The 12,817-nt window shown below is 61.7% G+C and carries 10 protein-coding genes and 1 pseudogene; 10 read left to right on the plus strand and 1 reads right to left on the minus strand.

All coding sequences use genetic code 11. From position 1 onward, the window contains the following. Nucleotides 1-578 precede the first annotated feature (578 nt). Nucleotides 579-1,250, minus strand: coding sequence for a DUF6498-containing protein (locus tag AC1Q6J_RS22785; RefSeq protein WP_492281424.1), 672 nt, complete (start codon nucleotides 1,248-1,250; stop codon nucleotides 579-581). 151 nt (nucleotides 1,251-1,401) lie between these two features. On the opposite strand from AC1Q6J_RS22785, the gene AC1Q6J_RS22790 reads away from it, so the two are divergent. The 10 genes and pseudogenes from AC1Q6J_RS22790 to AC1Q6J_RS22835 all read left to right on the plus strand — a co-directional run. Further along, nucleotides 1,402-2,751, plus strand: coding sequence for a protoglobin domain-containing protein (locus AC1Q6J_RS22790; protein WP_492281425.1), 1,350 nt, complete (start codon nucleotides 1,402-1,404; stop codon nucleotides 2,749-2,751). Nucleotides 2,752-3,111: 360 nt separating this feature from the next. Further along, nucleotides 3,112-4,095 carry a Na+-dependent transporter gene (locus tag AC1Q6J_RS22795; protein WP_492281426.1) on the plus strand — a complete coding sequence of 328 codons (984 nt, stop codon included), beginning with the start codon at nucleotides 3,112-3,114 and terminating at the stop codon, nucleotides 4,093-4,095. Nucleotides 4,096-4,436: 341 nt separating this feature from the next. Continuing rightward, nucleotides 4,437-5,150: a protein TolQ gene (tolQ, locus tag AC1Q6J_RS22800; protein WP_006022265.1), complete on the plus strand. Its 714-nt coding sequence runs from the start codon at nucleotides 4,437-4,439 to the stop codon at nucleotides 5,148-5,150. A gap of 37 nt (nucleotides 5,151-5,187) precedes the next feature. Then, the gene (gene tolR / locus AC1Q6J_RS22805; RefSeq protein ID WP_492234526.1) at nucleotides 5,188-5,640 is read left to right on the plus strand and encodes a protein TolR; all 453 of its coding nucleotides are present in this window, start codon (nucleotides 5,188-5,190) and stop codon (nucleotides 5,638-5,640) included. A gap of 1 nt (nucleotide 5,641) precedes the next feature. Next, nucleotides 5,642-6,580, plus strand: coding sequence for a cell envelope integrity TolA family protein (locus AC1Q6J_RS22810; RefSeq protein WP_492281427.1), 939 nt, complete (start codon nucleotides 5,642-5,644; stop codon nucleotides 6,578-6,580). Nucleotides 6,581-6,731: 151 nt separating this feature from the next. Then, a complete protein-coding gene (tolB, locus tag AC1Q6J_RS22815; RefSeq protein WP_492281430.1) occupies nucleotides 6,732-8,069 on the plus strand; it encodes a Tol-Pal system beta propeller repeat protein TolB in 1,338 nt (445 codons plus the stop codon). 187 nt (nucleotides 8,070-8,256) lie between these two features. Beyond that, nucleotides 8,257-10,578, plus strand: coding sequence for a putative bifunctional diguanylate cyclase/phosphodiesterase (locus tag AC1Q6J_RS22820; protein ID WP_492281428.1), 2,322 nt, complete (start codon nucleotides 8,257-8,259; stop codon nucleotides 10,576-10,578). 173 nt (nucleotides 10,579-10,751) lie between these two features. Further along, nucleotides 10,752-11,501 (plus strand): N-acyl amino acid synthase FeeM domain-containing protein, encoded by a 750-nt coding sequence (locus tag AC1Q6J_RS22825; RefSeq protein WP_492281429.1) that lies wholly within the window; start codon nucleotides 10,752-10,754, stop codon nucleotides 11,499-11,501. Nucleotides 11,502-11,758: 257 nt separating this feature from the next. Next, nucleotides 11,759-12,250, plus strand: coding sequence for a peptidoglycan-associated lipoprotein Pal (gene pal / locus AC1Q6J_RS22830; RefSeq protein WP_024574199.1), 492 nt, complete (start codon nucleotides 11,759-11,761; stop codon nucleotides 12,248-12,250). A 192-nt stretch (nucleotides 12,251-12,442) separates the two neighbouring features. Continuing rightward, nucleotides 12,443-12,817, plus strand: a pseudogene (locus AC1Q6J_RS22835) (tol-pal system protein YbgF); the annotation flags it as partial.

Consider the following 12,817-nt stretch of genomic DNA (forward strand, 5'->3'; position numbering starts at 1 on the left):
TATGTAAAAGAATGTCAAGTATCGCGTCATCCTGAGGTGCGAGCCGCGTTTGCGGCGAGCCTCGAAGGATGCGCGGCAGAGCGTGCGAATTGCGCTGTCATCCTTCGAGGCTCGCTAGCGCTCGCACCTCAGGATGACGGCGCTCCGCAAGTTTCGTAGCCCGGATGGAGCGAAGCGGAATCCGGCATGAACAACGCGCCCGGCCCCGGATTGCGCTGCGCTTCATCCGGGCTACGCTTGATTACGCGCACTCGATACCATCCGCCGTCATTCCGGGGTGCGCCGAAGGCGCAGGCCCGGAATCCATATCGCGACAGGAAGATGGATTCCGGGTTCGCGCGAAGACGCGCGCCCCGGAATGACGGAGGGAGGAAATCGCGCTGCCGGTCAGGCGGAATGACGGCGGAGAAATTACTGCGCTCCTCGCAATGGCAGAGCGTCGTCCCGGCGAAGGCCGGGACCCATATTCCCTGAGTCATCGTTTTGTGGGAGATGCCGGAGCGATCTTCTCGCCGTCACCGCGCCGTCCCCGCTCTCGCACGGACGACCGCAGAGCGGCAAGCGACCGGAATTGAACTTCAGGCTCTAAGGTTTTGCGCTTTCATCTGAAGCCGGATTTCGATCGCGATCTTGAGCAGCACCAGAACGATCAGCGGCGCCGCGGTTCCGATCGCCTGCGCGATGAACGCGCCGCCCATGATAGCGACGTGCATGATGACGATGCGTTTGTAAAACCCGCCCATGATCTCGCCGGTGTCGGCGGTCGCCGGCGGCGCCTTGGCGAACACGAAGCGATTGACCGCGTCGTTGACGAAGATGGCGCCTTGACCAACGAACAGCGCGGCCAGCGGAATCCACAGATCCTTGCCGATCACAATCAGGCGGATGAAATCCCGCGCGTCATGAATGCGTCCGGCCCATGGGCCCGCGAACAGCGTGTAGATGAACAGCATATGCACGGACATGAACAGTCCGGCATGCACGGTGAAGAACCCGGCCAGAGCAAGCGTACCGGCGATGCTGCGCCCTGCGACCGATCCCGGATCGCGGGACATCGTCGCGGCCCGCAGGATGGTCCAGAATCCGATCACCGCGGTTTCCAGCCAGTACAGGCAAAGCAGGACGAAGGTGTCCCAGCCCCAGAGCAGGATGCCCGCAAGGGGCACCAGATTGGCGAGGATCAGAATCACGGACGCCGTAGCGCCGCGTCCGGGCCGGGCGGCTTTGGCTGGCGGCACGATGGACGTCATGTCGCGGTGCTCTCCGCGGAGACAGGGTAAGGGTGCGCAACTTTGAGACGCGGCATGGCCATTCTACCTTTATTAAAAGTTGTACTTGATATCAAATACAACTGATTCGCAGGCAATCCCGTCGGCGAATGTCTGCAAGGGGCAGGCGAGGATGAGCGGCGAGAGCACAATCTCACGGCGGTTAAGTTTCAACATGATCGATGAGGCGACGGGCGAGACGCTGCGGCAATGGAAGCCCTTCGTACTCGCGGAAATGGCACCCGTTCTCGATTCTTTCTATGACCACGTCGCAAAGTTTCCCGAAACGTCGGCATTTTTCAAGAATCGCGCGCATATGATGCATGCCAAGGACATGCAGTTGAAGCACTGGGCCATCATTCTCGATGGCCGCTTCGATTCCGTCTACGAAGCGTCCGTGACGAAGATCGGCGAAGTTCACAACAAGCTGGGTCTGGAGCCGCGCTGGTATATCGGCGGATATAACACGCTGGTGTCCGGGGTGACGCGTGCGATCGCCGAGCGCCTGCCGGTTGGCAAGTTCGACAGGAAGGCGGCGTTTAAAAAGGCCGCCTTGCAGCACGCCGTGGTCAAGGCCGCGATGCTGGATATGGATCTGGCGATCGCGGTCTACATCGACGCGGGGCGGCGCGACCGCAAGGAGACGCTCGAACGTCTGGCCACGGATTTTGAAAGAGCGGTGGGAGGCGTCGTGGATATGGTCGCATCCGCCGCTTCGCAGCTTGAAGCTTCGGCGAAGACGATGGCCGCCTCGGCTGAACGCGCCGCCGGCCAGTCGCAAGTCGTTGCCGGTGCCTCGAAGGATGCGACGGCAAATGTGCAGGCTGTCTCCGTTGCCGCCGAAGAGTTGACCAGCGCGGTCACCGAGATCAGCCGGCAGATGAACGATTCAACCCGCATGGTGGCTCAGGCGACGACATCGGCTGACAACGCCGGGACCACGATGAGCAGGCTTTCGGAGGGAGCGCAGAAAATCGGCACCATTGTCGATCTGATTACGAATATCGCCGCGCAGACCAACCTGCTGGCGCTGAATGCCACCATCGAGGCGGCGAGAGCGGGCGATGCGGGCCGTGGTTTTGCCGTGGTCGCGCAGGAGGTCAAATCGCTTGCGGAGCAGACCGCCAAGGCGACCGCCGAAATCGCCGCGCAGATCGCCGACATCCAAAGCTCGACGTCTGAATCCGTCGAGGCGATTTCCAGCATCACCAGCGTCATCAAATCAATCAACGAGGTATCCTCCGCGATCGCGTCGGCGGTTGAGGAACAAGGGGCTGCGACCAACGAGATTTCCCGCAACGTCCAGCAGGCCGCGCAAGGCACGGGCGAAGTCTCCCGCACCATCGAGCAGGTGACGGCCGCGGCCGGCGAGACCGGCGCTGGCGCCAGGCAGGTTCTTTCGGCGGCTGGAGATCTGACGCAACAGTCCGAATTCCTGCGCGGCGAGGTCGTGAAATTCCTGCAGACCGTCCGGGCGGCCTGAGGCACTCGCCTGCGGGCACAAAATCTGTCTGGTCCGCCGGGTTCGCCATCGTGAGACGGCGGCCGGGTGTGACGCATGCAGATCAGCCTCTCGATTCCGGCGGCGTTTTCCAATTGCCAGCCGAGCCGGGGCCCCGTTATGAATCGAGGATGATCAAGCGTGTGATCTCATCGCGCCGCCGCTGGTGGCGAGCCGTCTCATGCAGCGGCATCTGGTAGGCTGATCCTCGCGGTCGCGTGCGGGCGCAGGCTTGCGCCCACGACATGCATCAACCGCTTTCTCCGATCCTTCCAATCATCTGTCTCATCGATCTGTCTCATCGATTCATGGCCTCGATTTACGGGGCCTCCGGGAGTCATCATGCCTGCGATCATGCGGCATTCATTTGCCTTGCCGGTGGCGGCGCTCGCCTGGCTTGGCCGTCAGGGCGCGCGCGCCATCGCGGCGCTGGTTTTCATCGGCATCGCGGTTCCCCCGCTCGGCGTATTCCTGAAGCCCTACGTCACCGAGGCGATATTCCTGCTGCTCTGTATTTCGTTCATGCGGGTCGACGTCGCCGCGATGCGCGGCTATCTCGCGCGGCCGGCCCTGGTGATCGCTGCGACGCTGTGGAGCAGCTTCGCGGTGCCGCTGCTGTTCGGTCTTGGCGGCATGATCGGCGGTCTGAATAAATCTGCACCCGATCTGTTTCTTGGCCTGATGCTTCAGGCGGTGGCGTCGCCGATGATGGCGTCGCCTGCATTAGTTGCGCTGATGGGGCTGGACTCGACGCTGGTCCTGATCACGCTCGTCACCGGCACCGCGCTGGTGCCGCTCAGTGCGCCGTTGTTTGCGTATCTGTTCTTCGGAGGTGCGCTCATGCTGTCGCCGCTGGCGCTCGGACTGAAACTGTTCGCGATCCTCTTTGGCTCGGTTCTTGTTGCCGCTGTGATCCGCCGTCTCGCCGGCGCTGAGGCCATTGCCCGCTACAGGCAGCCGATCGACGGTTTCAACATTCTGGTGCTGCTGGTGTTCGTCAGCGCGGTGATGGGAACGGTCGCCGCGAGCTTCTGGGCCGCGCCGGTCCGCGTGCTGGGTCTCCTCGTGCTGGCCTTCGTCCTGTTTGCGGCGCTGCTGGCCGTGACCACACGGGTGTTCCGCAAGGCCGGTTTTGAGCGCGCGCTGGCGCTCGGGCTGATGGCGTCCCAGCGCAACATGGGCCTGATGCTGGCCGGTGTGGACGGAGCGCTGCCGGGACTGACCTGGCTCTATTTCGCGCTGGCCCAGTTCCCGATTTACCTGTCGCCGCAACTGCTCATGCCGCTGGTGCGGCGGCTGCGGGGTGCTGCCGCGCCCCCGCCATGATCCGGACATGGAACCGGCGGTCCCGCCGTGCCACAGGGCTGGTTTGCAGGCCATTTTCGGGCCGTGAGCGGCTTGCGGTAACCCCGCCTTAACCCTGATTAGCGTTTGGTTATGTGGGCTAGAGTGACGCCGAAGGCCCTCGTTTTGACACGTTAGCAGGGGATTCAGAGCCCGGCCTTGGACAGGTTCCTTGGGACAGGCCACCCCACGCGACACGAGACCGGAACGGGGCGATCGGCAGCGTTGGCGCTTTCGCTGCGGCGGTCATTGCCTTGCGGCGACCGCGGCCAGCGCGTTAGCGCGTGAATTTAAGTGATAATCGCCTTGAGAGGATACCGATCATGAATCCAGCAGACGTAGCGCAGTCGGCCCTGCCGCTGGCCTCCGCTGACGTGTCGCTGATCTCGCTGTTCTGGCATGCGCACTTTGTCGTGAAAACGATCATGCTTGGTCTGCTGGCGTGCTCGGTGTGGGTCTGGGCCATCGCCATCGATAAAATGCTGCTTTATGCGCGTACCAAGAAGGCCATGGACCGTTTCGAGCAGGCGTTCTGGTCGGGTCAATCCATCGACGAATTGTACCGCGCGCTGGCCGCCAAGCCGACGCAATCGATGGCCGCCCTGTTCGTGGCTGCGATGCGCGAATGGAAGCGCTCGTTTGAGAGCAATTCGCGCTCCTTCGCCGGCCTTCAGATGCGGATCGACAAGGTGATGAGCGTCTCGATCGCCCGCGAGGTCGAGCGGCTGGACCGCCGGTTGCTGGTGCTGGCGACCGTCGGTTCGGCGAGCCCCTTCGTCGGCCTGTTCGGCACGGTCTGGGGCATCATGTCGAGCTTCCAGTCCATCGCAGCCTCAAAAAACACCTCCCTGGCGGTGGTCGCCCCCGGCATCGCCGAGGCGCTATTTGCCACCGCCATCGGCCTGATCGCCGCAATTCCGGCGACAATTTTCTACAATAAGTTCACCTCGGAGGTGAACCGGCAGGCCCAGCGGCTTGAAGGGTTCGCCGACGAGTTCTCGGCGATCCTGTCGCGCCAGATCGACGAGCGCGCGTGAAAATGAACGGCTTGAATTACGGCTTGGGATATTCGTCATGGGCATGAGCCTCGGGGGCGGATCGGGCGGCGGCGGACGTCGCGGCTATCGCCGCGCCAACGTCATGGCCGAGATCAACGTCACGCCGATGGTGGACGTGATGCTGGTGCTGCTCATCATCTTCATGGTGTCCGCGCCGCTCTTGACCGTCGGTGTGCCGCTCGATCTGCCGCAGACCGCGGCCAAGAGCCTCGATCAGGACAAGGAGCCGCTGACGCTCTCGGTCCAGCTCAGCGGCAAGGTGTTTCTCAACAACACCGAGATTCCGATGAACGAGCTGGTGCCGAAATTGACGGCAGTGACACAGGCGCGCGGCGGCATGGACGAGCGCATCTTTGTTCGCGGCGACACAAAAGTGGATTACGGTACGGTGATGCGCGTGATGGGCCGCCTGTCCGCTGCGGGGTTCAAGCGCGTGGCTCTGGTGACCGAGGTCGAGCAGGGAAACTGACGTGAAGATCGACAAGACCTTAGCAGCGTCTGTCGTTTTGCATGCCCTGGTGATCGGCTGGGGCATGGTGTCGTTCTCGACCAAGGCCTTCGAGTCGATGCCGGAGGATTCCGTGCCGGTCGATATCGTTTCCGCTGAGCAGTTCGCCAAGGCGATGCAGGGAATGAAAACCGGCAAGAAAGAAAATCCGAAGCCGATGGTCGAGAAGGTCGCCGAGGCCAAGCCTCCGGTTGACGATGCCGTCGGCAAGATCGACGACAAGAAGCCGCCGGTCGTGACCGAGGCGGCTCCGCCGCCGACGCCGAAGCCCGAGGAAAAGCCGGTCGAGAAGAAGCCCGACCCGCCGAAGCCGGTGGCCGAGAACAAACCGAAGGAAGAGCAGAAGCAGGCGGAGAAGAAGCCGGATCAGGCGAAGGTCGATCCGATCGCCGAAGCGCTGAAGAAGGAAGAGGCCAAGAAGCCTCCGAAGCCGCAGCAGGTCAAGGCCACGCCGCCGCAGCCGCAAAAACAGAAGACCGAGCGCACCTTTGATCAATCGAAGATCGCCGCATTGCTCGACAAGCGCGATCCCTCGCGCGAATCCATCACGGGCGCCGCGCTGAATTCACAGGCCGCGCTTGGCACGGCCAAGGGCAAGGCAGCCGACAACTCCGCGACATGGGGTGCGATGTTCCGCCAGCAGGTGGAGCGGTGCTGGAAGAAGCCCTATGGCGGCGTCGAGGCGCAGAAGGTCGAAGCGGTCTTCACCATCAAGCTGAAACGCGACGGCACGCTGGAAACCATGCCGGTGCCGTTGCCGGGCGGGTCGAGCCCGTATTTCCGCGTCTATCAGGAGAGCGCGCAGCGCGCGATCATCGAGTGCCAGCCGTATAATCTGCCTGCGGCCTATTTCGACGAGTGGAAATTTTTCGAGCCCGCATTCACTGAAAAATTTTCGTAATACAAAAAATCATGACATGACCCCGAAAAGTGGAAACCGGTTTTCGGAAAAGGTCATGGCAAATCAAACGGCGACATCGCCAGAATGAAGTTTGGATAGCATGCGAGACTTGAATAACGAAGGTCCGGACGAGTTGCAGGCCGAGTCAAAGATGATCGCGACGACCCATCTGACATTGACCCGCCGCCAGATGATGTCGGGCGCGGCATCCGCCGGATTGCTGCTGGCGCCGCCGGTCAGCAGGGCGCTCGCGCAGGCCCGCGTCACGGTGACCGAAGGCAATTTTCAGCCGATCCCGATCGCGATACCGAATTTCGTTCCCGGCTCGCAGGGCGACGGCGAAGTCGCGGCCGGCATCGCGCAGGTCATCACCAACAATCTCAAGCGCAGCGGATTGTTCGCGCCGATCGATCAGGCCGCCTTCATCGAGCGCATTTCCAACATCGACGTGCCGCCGCAGTTCGCGAGCTGGCGTCAGATCAATGCCCAGGCGCTGGTCACCGGCCGCGCCACCCGGCAGGGCGACGGCCGCCTCAAGGCCGAATTCCGCCTGTGGGACGTGCCGCAGGCGCAGCAGCTCACCGGCCAGCAGTATTTCACCTCGCCGGAGTCGTGGCGCCGCATCGCGCACATTATCTCGGATCAGATCTACGAGCGCCTGACCGGCGAGAAGGGCTATTTCGACAGCCGCGTGGTGTTCGTCGACGAGACCGGTCCGAAGGATCGCCGCGTCAAGCGCCTGGCGATGATGGATCAGGATGGCGCCAACGTGCGTTATCTCACGCGCGGCGCCGATCTCGTGCTGACGCCGCGTTTCTCGCCGTCGACGCAGGAAATCACCTACATGGAATTCGGCCAGGGCGATCCGCGCGTCTATCTCTTCAATGTCGAAACCGGCCAGCGCGAGATCGTCGGCAACTTCCCCGGCATGTCGTTCTCGCCGAGGTTCTCGCCTGACGGCCAGCGCATCATTATGAGTCTGCAACAGGGCGGTAACTCCAACCTGTTCGTGATGGACCTGCGTTCGAAATCGACCACGCGCCTGACCGACACGCCGGCGATCGACACGTCGCCGTCCTATGCGCCGGATGGCGGGCGGATCTGTTTCGAGTCCGATCGCGGCGGCAAGCCGCAGATCTACGTGATGGGTGCGAACGGCGGCGCGGCCCAGCGCATTTCGTTCGGCGAGGGCAGCTATTCGACGCCGGTGTGGTCGCCGCGTGGCGATTACATCGCCTTCACCAAGCAGGGTGGCGGCCAGTTCTCCATCGGCATCATGAAGCCGGACGGTTCGGGCGAACGCATTCTCACCTCCGGCTATCATAACGAAGGACCGACCTTCGCGCCGAATGGCCGTGTCGTGATGTTCTTCCGCGAAGCGGGGGGCGGACCGTCGCTTTACACGGTCGATATTTCCGGCCGCAACGAACAGAAGGTACCGACACCGGGCTTTGCGTCCGACCCGGCCTGGTCGCCGCTGCTGTCGTAAACGAAGTCTTAAAATCCTGGCCGGATTTCTTCAGTCCGGCCGCTAGGGTTTGTTTATTCTGCTGAATTTGCAGGCAGATTTCGTTCGTTGCCGATCGCGGCAATATATAAGTAACGATATTCCCTCAGAAAGACTTCATCTGCGGTGGGTAAAGCTTGAGCCGTTCAAAGGACGTGCGCGCGCCCATATGCAGCTTATTCAAGAGAAAAAGCGGCCCGAAGAAAATTTGGTTTCACCCGCCGTTTACGCGGCGCTGGTGGATTCGCTGTTTCAAAATCCTGCGCCGATGCTGCTGGGCGCGATCTGCATGGCAATCGCGGCGATCCTGACCGCTTTGAAAACAGGTAACGCTTACCTGTGGCCCTGCGCACTTCTGATCGTCCTGGTTGGTTCATATCGCGCCTACGATATGTACAAGTACAAGCGCCGCGATTCCGATCTGTCGCAGGAAGCAGCCGCCCGCTGGGAAGGGCGCTACATGGTCGGCGCTATTCTCTATGCGTTCGTTCTCGGTATCTGGTGCGCGATCGTTTTGCTTGGCAGCGACGATACGGTCGCGCACATGCTCTGCATCACGGTCACGACGGGCTATATCGCGGCTGGCTCTGGCCGCACCTACGGGCGCCCGTGGATATTCAATTTGCAGATCCTCCTGGCGTGCGGGCCGATGTCGATCGCGGAAGTTCTTCGCGGTGACCCTTATTACATCGGGCTTGCGTTTCTGAACGGCCTGTTCTTCTTCGGACTGAAGCGCATTACGTTCAGCTTGAAGCATATTTATGTTGAAGCGCTCGGCGCGAGCGAGCGGGAAGCTGCGATGGCTGCTCAGTTCGACACCGCGCTCAACAACATGCCGCACGGGCTGTGCATGTTCGAGGCTAATGGCCGGCTCGCCGTGATGAACTATCGCTTCAGCCACATGATGGGGCTGAGGGAGGATCTGATCGGATCTGGCGCGTCGGCTGCCGATGTCGTTGCCGCCTGTCTCAAGGCCGGCACGCTGACCGCGCCTAACGCCGATACGGTCATTTCTCAAATGGCGAAGCAGCAGAAGGCCGAGGTCGTCACACTCTACGCGACCAGCTCCGAGGAGCGTGCGCTGGCGTGGACTTTCGAGCCGATGGCGGACGGCGGCACGGTCGTGCTGGTCGAGGACATTACGGCTCGCCGTAACGCCGAGGCCAAGATCGGTCATATGGCGCGGTTCGACGAATTGACGGGGCTGCCGAACCGCGTTCACTTCCGTGACGAGATCGGTCAGATGCTGGCCTCAAGCCGCGCGCCTCTTTCCGCGCTGCTGTTCATCGATCTCGATCAGTTCAAGCAGGTCAACGATACCCTCGGCCATCCGAGCGGCGACAAGCTGCTTTGCGCGGTGACGGCGCGGCTGCGCCGGCTGCTGCGGCCGGAGGATTTTGTCGCGCGTTTCGGCGGCGATGAGTTCGTGGTGTTCCAGCGCGGAATCCAGTCCATGGAGGATGCGGCGTCGCTTGCGCGCAGAATTGTCGACCGCCTCAGCGAGCGTTACGAGATCGACCATCACCTGGTCGAGATCGGCGCCAGCATCGGCATCGCGATGACGTCGGCCGAGACCAGCGTCGATATTCTGCTCAAGAACGCCGACATGGCGCTGTATCGCGCCAAGGCCGACGGCCGCGGCACCTTCTGCTTCTTCCGCGAGGAAATGGCGCACACTGTCGAGACGCGGCGCGTGCTCGAACTGGACCTGCGTCATGCGCTCGCCCACGAGGAGTTCGAGCTTTATTATCAGCCGTTGGTCAATCTCAAGTCGGGCCGCATCTCGACCTGCGAAGCGCTGCTGCGCTGGAATCATCCGACGCGCGGCGCGGTGTCCCCGGCCGAAATCATTCCGGTTGTCGAAGATATGGGTCTTGTCGTCGACCTGGGCCGCTGGATTCTCCGCAAGGCTTGCATGGAATGCATGAAGTGGCCGGACCCGGTCAGCGTCGCGGTCAATTTCTCGTCGCAGCAATTCCATCAGCGCGACGTCATGACCGAGGTTCGTTATGCGCTCGAGGTGTCCGGGCTGCCGGCGCACCGGCTTGAAATTGAAATCACCGAGTCGTCCCTGCTGCGCAACACGCAATGGACGCTGGATGTGCTGACGCAATTGCGTGAGGCAGGCGTCCGCATTTCGCTCGACGATTTCGGCACCGGCTTTTCGAGCCTGAGCTACCTGCACAATTTCCCGCTTCAGAAAGTGAAGATCGACCGCTCATTCCTTGAGGATATCGGCAGCAGCCAGCGGCCGCTGACTCTGTTGCGCGGCGTCGCGCGGCTCAGCGCCGATCTCGGCATGTCGGTCGTGGTCGAGGGCATCGAGACCAACGAACAGCTCGATCTCATCAGTGCCGAGGGCACCGTCACGGAAGCGCAAGGCTTCCTGTTCAGCCGTCCGGTCCCGGCCGCGCGAGTGCGCGAACTGCTGAAGGCCTCGCACGGGACTGTCAGCAAGGACGTCATCCCGATCCGCCAGACGCTGCGCTGACAGCGCACGGCTCAATCGTTGTCTCCTCAACCGACATGACTGCAATGCCGATTGATCGCGCACACATCCGCGCCGGTTAAGGTTAACTCATGCAACGCTTTGCGATTTTGTTAAGAAGGTATTAACCTCTGTTCATGTGACGCGGTACTGTCGTATCGCTCGGAGCATCGAAAATGGTGTCTGCTGTCCGAACGACGAGCCGGCCTGCTGAACGCAGCAGCTATCCTCTGGATGCCGTCGACTACAGGCTGGCTGAATCGGAGGCTGACAGGGAACGCATCTATCGGCTGCGGTATATTGCGTATCTTCGTGAGGGCGCGATTGCGCCCAACTCCGATGGCCGGGTCACTGACGAGTTCGATGAATCGCCCAATTCGTGGATTTTCGGAATTTATCTTGACGGCGAATTGGCAAGTTCAATTCGCATCAGCGTCGCAACGCCGGAGTATGAGTCATCTCCGTCTGTCAATGTATTTCCGGATATTCTCAAACCGGAACTGACTGCCGGAAAAACCATTGTCGATCCAACCCGGTTCGTGGCCGATCCGTCCCGCGAGAAGCGATATCCGGAACTGCCTTATCTGACGGTGCGGCTTGGGTACGTGGCCTGTGCCTACTTCAATGCCGATATAGGTCTCGCAACCGTGCGTGCTGAACACCAGGCGTTCTACCGCCGGGTTTTTCTGCAGAAGCCACTTTGCGCGCCACGTCTGTTTCCGGGGCTGATCAAGCCCGTGGGCCTGATGGCGGCCGACTATCTTTCGGTGAGGGAGCGCATCTATGAACGCTATCCCTATTTCCGGTCGAGCTTCTTCGAACGGCGCAAGCTGTTCGAACGCGGCCAGCGGCCAGTGGAAGAGGATCCGGTTCTGACCCTGCCGCAGTTTCCGTTTGCGCAAGCGACCATCGCCCCGCGGTCCTGAGCGGGCCTCGTTACCGGCGCGACAGCCAGAATTCCCATAAATAAAGGGCTCCAGCCGCAGGCTGGGGCCCTTTTTGCTTGGCGCATTCACCGTCGCGCCATATTCATACCGCATTAACCATCGGGATCGGTTTTGCCGGATGTGAGGCATTTGAGTGTCTCCGGCAACGCCTCATCAAGGTTGACGGAACGTTCGCTTAACCAAGCCGCTGTAGACCGGACCCCTAGTCATCAGAACCAGAGCGTGGAGGCTCCGGAATGAAACATCAGATGCGTATCCTCCAGGGATTGAAGCTTGCCGCCGTTTTGGCCGTGGCGCTGTCGATGGGCGCCTGCGCCAACAAAACTGGAGTCGGCGGCGATGCCATGGCGAGCGCGGCGGTGCCGGGCAGCCAGCAGGATTTCGTGGTCAATGTCGGCGATCGCGTGTTCTTCGAAAGCGACCAGACCGAACTGTCGCCGCAGGCGATCGCGACCCTGGACAAGCAGGCGCAGTGGCTCCAGCAGTACAACCGCTATTCCTTCACCATCGAAGGTCACGCGGACGAGCGCGGCACCCGCGAGTACAACATCGCGCTCGGCGCGAAGCGCGCCCAGTCGGTTCGCAGCTTCCTCGCCTCACGCGGCATCGATCCGAGCCGCATGCGGACGATCTCCTACGGCAAGGAACGCCCGGTCGCGGTGTGTAACGACATCTCGTGCTGGTCGCAGAACCGCCGCGCTGTGACCGTGCTCAACGCCAGCTCGTAAGAACGCGTCGTCGATAGCTTCTAAAAGCGGCGCCTGCGGGCGCCGTTTTGTTTTGGAGCGGGTGGAGAGATGACCTCGAAAGAGATCGTGCCGAGGCAACGGGCCGCTGTCGGAAGCCATATTTTTGGCGTACTGAACCGGTCAATCTTGGTCGCTTTGAAAAGCGATGCCCTTACTGTTTTTCGGGTCAAAATGTCATCCAGATTTCAAATTTTCGTCTGTGCGGTGCTCGCATTCGCGCCCGCGTGGTTGCCTGTCAGCGCGGTCGCGCAGCAGGATATCGATCCTGAAATGCGCATCGAGCGGCTGGAAAATCAGCTTCGCACGCTGACCGGCCAGAACGAGGAATTGCAGTACCGCAATCGTCAGCTCGAAGAGCAGTTGCGGGCGTTGCAGGGCGGACAACCGGCGCAGCCCGGTCAAACCGCGGCGTCTCGCCCTGCCGCGCCGAATGTCGCCGCCGCGCCGCAGCCTCAGCCCAATGCCGCCGGCTACCAGCCAAATCCCGGTTATCAGGCGCCGCCTGCCACCGGCCCGGCGCCGGCGGTCAACGCGGCGCCTGTCGCC

This window comes from Afipia sp. MLSD5-FHT05B12, from assembly GCF_058793355.1.